An 8564-nucleotide genomic window follows, 5' to 3' on the forward strand; every position below is an offset into this window, starting at 1 on the left:
GCGCCTTCGGCGCCTCGGTGGCGGATGGCGGAATTCCCTCGCCGGGGGCACCCGGCATCGGAGCCTGCGGAGCCGAGGGCACCCCCCGTGGAGGTACTGGCGGCTTGGCCGCCCGCCCAATCCCGAACAACTCCTCGAAGAACGACTGCGCACAGGCCGGGTGAGGAACCGATGCCAGCACCGGGAGAAGAAGAAGCACGCGGGTCAGACGCATCGAAACTTTCAGGCCTATATCCGTGGAAACGGCGTGATGCGCAGGCAAGCACGTTCAAGCCCCACTTACCATGCAACGATTTTCTTGCCACAGCAGCGATGCCGCTCCTTGCCGACGAGACATCGGGGACCGCGCTGGCGCCGTCGTTGCGAAGACCGCGGCTGGCGGTTCGTGAAGCTGTCGGTATTTCAAGTCGGTGAAGGGGGTAACGCGGTTCCGCGCAATCGGATGCACCTCCTCGCCGGGCTCTGCCTTGCGGCCTCGCGACACCCTTCTTATATCGGCCGAGACGCGGGATTAAGACCCGGCTCTGCACCGTTCCGGGGCGCGAACCGGTGTCCAAGCCCGTTCTCACACAGTCAGTTTTGCAAAGCCATGGGCCGAGCTGCTTCGGGGCTCGGCGGTCTGCTTGACCAAACGACAACAGAGGGATCCCACCATGGGTAAGGTAATCGGTATCGATCTCGGCACCACGAATTCCTGCGTGGCCGTCATGGAAGGCACGCAACCCAAGGTCGTCGAGAATTCGGAAGGTGCGCGCACCACGCCGTCGATCGTCGCATTCACCGACGAGGGCGAGCGGCTCGTGGGCCAGCCCGCCAAGCGTCAGGCGGTCACGAACCCAGAGCGCACCTTCTTCGCCATCAAGCGTCTCGTGGGTCGGACCTACGACGATCCGATGACGCAGAAGGACAAGGGCCTTGTCCCCTACAAGATCGTTCGCGGCGACAATGGCGATGCCTGGGTCGAGGCGGACGGCAAGAAGTACTCGCCCTCGCAGATTTCCGCATTCACCCTGCAGAAGATGAAGGAGACGGCCGAGGCGCATCTCGGTCAACCGGTGACGCAGGCCGTCATCACGGTACCCGCCTACTTCAACGATGCCCAGCGTCAGGCCACCAAGGATGCTGGCAAGATCGCCGGTCTCGAGGTCTTGCGAATCATCAACGAGCCGACCGCGGCGGCCCTCGCCTACGGCCTCGACAAGAAGAAGGCCGGCACCATCGCAGTTTACGACCTCGGCGGTGGTACCTTCGACGTGTCGATCCTTGAGATTGGTGATGGCGTATTCGAGGTGAAGTCCACCAACGGCGACACCTTCCTGGGTGGCGAGGACTTCGACAACCGTGTGGTCGAGTATCTGACGAGCGAGTTCAAGCGCGAGCAGGGCATCGACCTCACGAAGGACAAGCTCGCCCTCCAGCGCCTGAAGGAAGCCGCTGAGAAGGCCAAGATCGAGCTGTCGTCAGCGACACAGACCGAGATCAACCTGCCCTACATCACGGCCGATGCTACGGGTCCAAAGCACCTCGCGCTCAAGCTCAGCCGAGCGAAATTCGAATCCCTCGTGGACGATCTCGTCCAGCGCACCATCGAACCCTGCCGCAAGGCGCTCAAGGATGCCGGTGTTTCGGCCTCCGAAATCGACGAGGTGGTGCTGGTCGGCGGCATGATCCGCATGCCGAAGATCCAGGAAGTCGTGAAGTCCTTCTTCGGCAAGGAGCCCCACAAGGGCGTCAACCCGGATGAAGTCGTGGCCATCGGCGCGGCGGTTCAGGCCGGTGTGCTCCAAGGCGACGTCAAGGACGTGCTGCTCCTCGACGTGACCCCGCTGTCGCTGGGCATCGAGACCCTGGGCGGCGTGTTCACTCGCCTGATCGACCGCAACACCACGATCCCGACGAAGAAGTCCCAGACCTTCTCGACGGCCGAGGACAACCAGAACGCGGTGACCATCCGGGTCTTCCAGGGCGAGCGCGAGATGGCGGCCGACAACAAGCTGCTCGGCCAGTTCGATCTGATGGGCATTCCTCCGGCCCCGCGCGGCATGCCGCAGATCGAGGTGACCTTCGACATCGACGCGAATGGCATCGTGAACGTCACGGCCAAGGACAAGGCGACGAACAAGGAACACCAGATCCGCATCCAGGCGTCGGGTGGCCTGTCGGACGCCGATATCGAGCGGATGGTCAAGGACGCCGAGGCGAATGCCGAGGCGGACAAGAAGCGCCGCGAACTCGTCGAGGTGAAGAACCAGGGCGAGAGTCTGATCCATGCCACCGAGAAGTCGGTGAAGGAGTACGGCGACAAGGTCACTACGGACGACAAGGGCGCCATCGAGACGGCCATCACCGCGCTCCGCACCGCCCTCGAGGGGGACGATGTGGAGGTCATCAAGGCCCGCACCACCGACGTGATGCAGGCTTCGATGAAGCTCGGCGAGGCGATGTACGCCGCCAACCAAGCCGGTGAGGCGGGGGCCGAAGCCGGCACCGGTGAGGCGAAGAAGGACGACGTCATCGACGCCGACTTCCAGGAAGTCGATGACAAGGACCAGAAGAAGCGGGCATAACGCCTACATCTGAAGACGGGGCCGGAGCGATCCGGCCCCGAGCCATGTTCGGCTTGTCCCGATGAGCGGAACCAGCCGCGTTTCAGGCGCACCGGCGTTTAATGGGGACGGTGCGGTCCAGTCGGATCGAAGCGCCGGGGACTTTGAGGACGGGAATGTCGAAGCGGGACTATTACGAGATTCTGGGCGTCTCCAAGACCGCGACTGACGGCGAGATGAAGGTCGCCTTCCGTAAGCTCGCCATGAGCTATCACCCGGATCGCAATCCGGGAAATGCAGAGGCCGAGCTCAAGTTCAAGGAAATCAACGAGGCTTATCAGTGCCTGTCTGACGGTCAAAAGCGTGCCGCGTACGACCGCTTCGGCCACGCGGCATTCCAGCAAGGCGGTCCCGGATTCGGGAACGAGTTCGGCGACTTCATGTCGGATATCTTCGACAACTTCTTCGGTGATGGCCGGGCCGGCGCTGGCGGCGGGCGTGGCGGCGCGCGCGGCGGCCCGGCACGCGAACGCGGCGCCGATCTCCGCTACAATCTCGAGATCTCCCTCGAAGAGGCGTTCAGCGGAAAGGCCGAGACCATCAAAATGGCGACCTCGGTCACCTGCGAGGTCTGCTCCGGCTCCGGTGCCAAGGCCGGTTCGAAGCCGCGTCCCTGTCAGACCTGCGGTGGCTATGGCCGCGTGCGTGCGGCGCAGGGCTTCTTCGCCATCGAGCGCACCTGCCCGAACTGCCACGGCCGCGGCGAGGTGATCGACGATCCCTGTAGCGCCTGCAGCGGTGCAGGCCGCGTGACGCGCGAACGGACCCTCGCCATCAACGTACCGGCCGGCGTTGACGACGGCCTGCGGATCCGTTTGGCCGGCGAAGGCGAGACGGGCCTGCGCGGCGGACCGGCGGGTGACCTCTACGTCTTCCTCTCGATCAAGCCGCACGAGTTCTTCCAACGTGACGGCGCCGACCTGTTCTGCCGCGTGCCGATCTCCATGGTGACCGCGGCGCTCTCGGGCGAAATCACCGTGCCGGTTATCGATGGCTCGCAAACCCAGGTCCGTATCCCAGCCGGCACCCAGACGGCGAAGCAATTCCGTATCAAGGGCAAGGGCATGCCGGTGCTGCGATCGCGCGACGTCGGCGACCTCTACATCCAGGTTTTCGTCGAGACGCCGCAGAACCTCTCGAAGCGCCAGCGCGAATTGCTCCAAGAGTTCGATCAGTCGGCCTCCGACGAGAACCATCCGGAGAGCGCGGGCTTCTTCTCCAAGGTCAAGGATTTCTTCGACGGGCTCGGTGGGGTAGCCAGGACATAGACTTGCAATATCCTTCGGATCAAAACCGTTCGGCCACGGTTATCGCATGTGGCGGTCGAGCACCGCCTGCAGGATCCTTGCGTGCGCCCCGGCGGGTTCGATGTTTGCAAGCTTGACTGCCGGAGAGCTTCGTCGTCTAGCCTTTCCCTCCCAACCCGTGATCTGAGGACATAGGGTCTTGCCGCCGCTACGCCGCTCCAGCGCAAAAGCCGACCTCGCTTCCGGTGCCAACCGTACACGGCGGGATCCGCTGGAGGACGAGGCGCGATTCCTGCGTTCCTGGTTCGAGCGTCCCCTCGTCACTGGCGCTGTGACGCCGTCGGGCAAGATGCTCGCCCGCACGATGGCCTCCTACGTCGATCCGCGCATCACCGGCCCTGTAATTGAACTCGGACCTGGGACGGGACCCGTCACCGAGGCCTTGATCCGGCGTGGCGTCGAGCAGGAGCGCCTGATCCTGGTCGAGTATAATCCGGATTTCTGCAAGCTGCTGCAGAAGCGCTTTCCCCGCGCGACGATCTTGCGCGGCGACGCCTACAACATTCGCGAAACATTCGGCACGATGCTGGCGGAGAAGGCGGCGGCGATGGTTTCAAGCCTTCCGCTCTTCACGAAGCCCTTGGAGCAACGTCTCGATCTCTTGAACGCCGCCCACGAAATGATGCATCCGAGTGCGCCGTTCGTGCAGTTCACGTACGCGGTGGTCCCGCCGATCCCGGCCCGGTGCGATGCCGGCACCTACACGGCCAGTCGTTCGAACCGAGTCTGGCTCAATCTTCCGCCGGCGCGTGTCTGGGTCTATCGCCGACCCTGAGGGCGATCGTTGGATTTCCGAACGCAGGCTGAAGAGCGGTCTCAGTTCGCGTTCAGTGGCAGAGCACTATCCCGGATGCCGAGGGCGAGACCCGCCTTGGCAATCGAGACAGGAGCTTCACGATGATCACCTTGCGCGCAGTTTCTTTGCGGGGAATGAGAACTCTGTTCGCCGTGATGAGCTTCGCCGGCGGCCTCGCACTCGCGACGAATGCGCAGGCTTTGCCCCTCGTGGCGCCGGTCCACGGGGATCCGCAAACCGCAATCACCCCGGTGCAGTACTGGGGCGGGCATGGTGATTGGGGCCATCATCGCCGCCATCACGAGGACCGCGGCTATGGTCACCAGCGCCGGCATTTTGGCTGGGGGCATCGCGATCACGGCTGGGGTCACCACCGCGGTTGGGAAGGGCGTCGTCACCATCACCACGGTCGCGGACGTTACGACTACTGACCGCTCCGGCTTCCGGTGCTTCACCGAAGAGCCGGCGCCTGCCTATCCCGCGATCCGCTCCAGGACCGCAGGCGTTCGCTCCACGGGTGTCGGGTCGATGCGGTAGGCCGCCAGCAAAGCGGCTTCGGCTCGCTCGGCGGAGGCTGCATCGGCTGCATGAACCATCGCAAGCGGCTGGCCTTGCTCGATCCGAGCTCCGATACGGGGCAGCCCGGTGAAGCCGACACGTGGATCGATGTCGTCCTGCGGGCGGGTTCGACCACCACCGAGACCGATCACCGCAATGCCCAGATCTCGCGTCGCGATCGAGGCGACGTAGCCGTCCGTCTTCGCAGCGATCGCGCGCGTGATCGGCGCCGCCGGCAGGTAGTGCCCGGTCCGCTCGACGAGGTCGACGGGCCCTCCGAGCGCAGTGACCATCCGGGCGAAGACTTCGAGCGCGCGGCCTGACGCTCTCGCGTTCTCCAGGCGGGCAGAGGCGTCCGCGACGTCAGAACTGAGGCCGCCGACCACCAGCATCTCGGCGGCAAGCGCCAGCGTCACGGCGTGGAAGGCCGGCTCGCACCAGCGCCCGGTGAGATAGTCGAGGGTATAGGCAACCTCCAGGGCGTTTCCGGCCGCCGAGGCGAGGGGCGAGTCCATGTCGGTGATCACCGCCACCGTACGCAGGCCCGCACCACCCGCCACATCGACGATACTCCGCGCAAGACCCTCGGCTTCCGGGCGCTCGGCCATGAAGGCGCCCGAGCCCACCTTGACGTCCATCACCAGGCCGTCGAGGCCGGCAGCGAGTTTCTTGGACAGGATGGAGGCGGTGATCAGGTCGAGGGACTCGACAGTGCCCGTCACGTCCCGAATCGCGTAGAGGCGCCGATCCGCGGGCGCGAGGTCTGCGGTCTGTCCGATGATGGCGCAGCCCACGTCGGCGGTCACACTCCGGAAGCGGTCGAGGCCCGGCATCGCGTCGTAGCCCGGGATGCTCGCGAGTTTATCGAGGGTGCCGCCGGTATGCCCGAGGCCGCGTCCCGAGATCATCGGGACGTAGCCGCCGCAGGCCGCGACCATCGGTGCGAGCGCGAGGCTGACCGCGTCCCCCACTCCGCCGGACGAATGCTTGTCCAGGACGGGTCCAGGTAGGTCCCACCGCAGGACGGTGCCGGACTGGGTCATCGCCCGGGTCAGCGCCACGCGCTCCGACCGCGACAGGCCGCGGAAAAACACCGCCATGGCGAAGGCAGCGGCCTGCCCCTCGGTCACCCGCCCGTCCGTCAGGCCCGCGACGAAGTCCGCGATGTCCTTGGCCGGGATCGCGCCGCCGTCCCGCTTGGTGCGGATGAGTTCCTGGGGCAGCCTCACCGGCCGGTCTCGGCGGAGGCCGCGACCAAGGCCGTGCGCAGGCTGCTGGCGCCGAGGCGAAATGTGCGGGGAGAAACCCAGGCCGGCCCCATGACGCGATCGGCGAGGGCGAGGTAAGTGCCCGCATCCGCGACGGTTTTCAGGCCTCCCGAGACCTTGAGACCGACGGGATGCCGCCCCGCGTGGTCCCGGATGGCGCGGAGCATGGTCTCGGCGGCCTCCGGGGTCGCCGAGACCGCGCTCTTGCCCGTGGAGGTCTTGAGGAAATCCGCCCTGGCCTCGATGGCGAGGCGGCTCGCGGCCGTGATGGCGTCCGGGGTCGCCAGGACGCCGGTCTCCAGGATGACCTTCAGCAGACGAGCGCCGTCGCAGACGTCGCGGATCGCGGCGAGCATGGCGCGCGCCGTGCCGGTCTCGCCGGCGAGGACGCTGCGATAGGGCAGGACGAGATCGATCTCGTGGGCGCCATCGGCCAGCGCTTCGGTCGTATCCTCCACCGCCCGCTCGATGTCGTCGCCGCCAGCGGGAAAGTTGATGACGGTGGCGACGCGCACCGGCGTGCCGGCCAGCAGCCGGGCGGCGCGGCTCACATAGTGCGGCCAGACGCAGACGGCGGCGACGGCGCTCGCCCGGGCGTCGCGGCAGAGCGCGTCGATGGCGGTCTCCGAGCAGGATTCGCTCAGATCGGTGAGGTCGAGGAGGGGCAGGGCCCGCCGGGCGATGGAGGCGTCGTCGGTCATCAGGGGGCACTCGCGGGCAGGCGGGCGACGAAGGCGGCGACCAGGCGGGCGAGGGCGTCGCCGGCCCGGGCGGCGACGGCCTTGGTCTCCGCGTGGTGAGGATCGCCGCCGTCGATCCCGGCGCCGAGGTTGGTTACGACGGACAGGGCGGCGACGGGCAGGCCGTAGAAACGGGCGAGGATGACCTCCGGCACCGTCGACATGCCGACGAGGTCGGCGCCGAGGAGGCCGGCCATGCGGACTTCCGCCGGGGTCTCGAAGCTCGGTCCCGCGAACCAGGCATAGACGCCCTGGTGCAGGGCGACGCCGGATTCTCGTGCCGCATCAAGGAGATGGGCGCGCAGGGCGGCGTCGTAGGCGCCCACCAGGGGCACGAAGCGGGCGTCGCTGGCCTCGCCGATCAGCGGGTTGAGGCCCGAGAGGTTGAGGTGGTCGGTGAGCGCCACGAGGCTGCCGGGGCCGACCTCCGGCCGCAGGGAGCCGGCGGCATTGGTGAGGAGAAGCGCTTGTGCTCCGAGGACTTGCGCGACGCCGAGCGGCACCCGCATCACGGCGGCGTCGCCGGTCTCGTAGGCGTGGGCGCGGCCCTCGAAGACGAGGACCCGGCGTCCGGCGAGGGTCCCGGCATGGAGGCGGCCGCCATGGCCGCTCACGCCCGGGGCCGGAAACCCCGGAATCTGCCCGTAGGATACCGAGAGGGTCGTGTCGAGGTCACGCACGATTCCGCCGAGTCCGGTGCCGGTGACGATCGCGCAGGCGAAGGGTCCGCCGAACCCCTGCGCGCGCAGCAGGCCGGCGGCGGCCTGGACCCCCGGCTCCGGTTCACGCAAGGATTCATCCCCCATGGGTCCCCCCGGGGGCGGCGCCCAGGTTGTCCGGGCCGAAGGAGTCGGGCAGCAGGGCCCCGACGGTGAAGGCGGCGCGCAGGCCCGCCGGGTCGGCGACGTGGACCCGGACCGCGGGACCGGCGAATTCGCGGATGCGCTGCCGGCAGGCGCCGCAGGGGGTGACGAGGCCGGGCCCCGGGCCGAGGACCAGCAGGGCGGCGATGCGCCGGCCGCCCGCGGCCACCATGGCGGCGATGGCCCCTGCCTCGGCGCAGGTCCCCACCGGATAGGCGGCGTTCTCGACGTTGCAGCCGGCATGGAGGGCGCCCGACTCGTCGAGGAGCGCCGCCCCGACGGGAAAGCGCGAGTAGGGGGCGTAGGCGCGCCCCTGCGCGGCCAGGGCGGCCGCGAACAGGCGGGACAGGTCCGGACTCATGACGTCCGAAATCTTGGCGTCCGAAATCTTGGCGTCCGAAATCTTGGCGTCCGAAATCTTGGCGT

Annotated in this window: 8 protein-coding genes; 3 read left to right on the forward strand and 5 right to left on the reverse strand. The window is 67.2% G+C overall.

Features of this window, described 5'->3' with window-relative positions; all coding sequences use genetic code 11:
* Positions 1-653: 653 nt before the first annotated feature.
* The 3 genes from dnaK to ASF18_RS10950 all read left to right on the forward strand — a co-directional run bounded on the left by dnaK (position 654) and on the right by ASF18_RS10950 (position 4688).
* Positions 654-2567 (forward strand): molecular chaperone DnaK, encoded by a 1914-nt coding sequence (dnaK, locus tag ASF18_RS10940; protein ID WP_056351511.1) that lies wholly within the window; start codon positions 654-656, stop codon positions 2565-2567.
* Between the two features lie 155 nt (positions 2568-2722).
* Complete coding sequence (dnaJ, locus tag ASF18_RS10945; protein WP_056351513.1) at positions 2723-3874, forward strand: molecular chaperone DnaJ; 1152 nt, start codon at positions 2723-2725, stop codon at positions 3872-3874.
* Positions 3875-4052: 178 nt separating this feature from the next.
* The gene (locus ASF18_RS10950) at positions 4053-4688 is read left to right on the forward strand and encodes an rRNA adenine N-6-methyltransferase family protein (protein ID WP_056213738.1); all 636 of its coding nucleotides are present in this window, start codon (positions 4053-4055) and stop codon (positions 4686-4688) included.
* A gap of 41 nt (positions 4689-4729) precedes the next feature.
* On the opposite strand, the gene ASF18_RS23685 is transcribed toward ASF18_RS10950, so the two are convergent.
* From ASF18_RS23685 to ASF18_RS10975, 5 genes are all read right to left on the reverse strand, one after another.
* Positions 4730-5110 carry a hypothetical protein gene (locus ASF18_RS23685; RefSeq protein ID WP_156649779.1) on the reverse strand — a complete coding sequence of 127 codons (381 nt, stop codon included), beginning with the start codon at positions 5108-5110 and terminating at the stop codon, positions 4730-4732.
* 72 nt (positions 5111-5182) lie between these two features.
* Positions 5183-6496, reverse strand: coding sequence for a thymidine phosphorylase (gene deoA, locus ASF18_RS10960; protein ID WP_056351520.1), 1314 nt, complete (start codon positions 6494-6496; stop codon positions 5183-5185).
* Complete coding sequence (gene deoC, locus ASF18_RS10965) at positions 6493-7236, reverse strand: deoxyribose-phosphate aldolase (RefSeq protein WP_056351522.1); 744 nt, start codon at positions 7234-7236, stop codon at positions 6493-6495. The genes deoA and deoC overlap by 4 nt, the downstream gene beginning before the upstream one ends.
* Positions 7236-8066, reverse strand: a complete 831-nt coding sequence (locus ASF18_RS10970) for a purine-nucleoside phosphorylase (protein ID WP_244472663.1) — start codon at positions 8064-8066, stop codon at positions 7236-7238. Before ASF18_RS10970 ends, deoC begins: the two co-directional genes overlap by 1 nt.
* Positions 8067-8070: 4 nt before the next feature.
* Positions 8071-8499, reverse strand: a complete 429-nt coding sequence (locus tag ASF18_RS10975; protein WP_056351633.1) for a cytidine deaminase — start codon at positions 8497-8499, stop codon at positions 8071-8073.
* Positions 8500-8564 lie beyond the last annotated feature (65 nt).

The organism is Methylobacterium sp. Leaf89 (assembly GCF_001422215.1).
Lineage (GTDB): Bacteria > Pseudomonadota > Alphaproteobacteria > Rhizobiales > Beijerinckiaceae > Methylobacterium.

Coding starts and splice junctions, on each gene's coding strand:
- dnaK (WP_056351511.1), top strand. CDS start 654: ATGGGTAAGGTAATCGGTATCGATCTCGGCACCACGAATTCCTGCGTG.
- deoC (WP_056351522.1), bottom strand. CDS start 7,236: ATGACCGACGACGCCTCCATCGCCCGGCGGGCCCTGCCCCTCCTCGAC.
- ASF18_RS10975 (WP_056351633.1), bottom strand. CDS start 8,499: ATGAGTCCGGACCTGTCCCGCCTGTTCGCGGCCGCCCTGGCCGCGCAG.
- dnaJ (WP_056351513.1), top strand. CDS start 2,723: ATGTCGAAGCGGGACTATTACGAGATTCTGGGCGTCTCCAAGACCGCG.
- ASF18_RS23685 (WP_156649779.1), bottom strand. CDS start 5,110: ATGGTGACGACGCCCTTCCCAACCGCGGTGGTGACCCCAGCCGTGATC.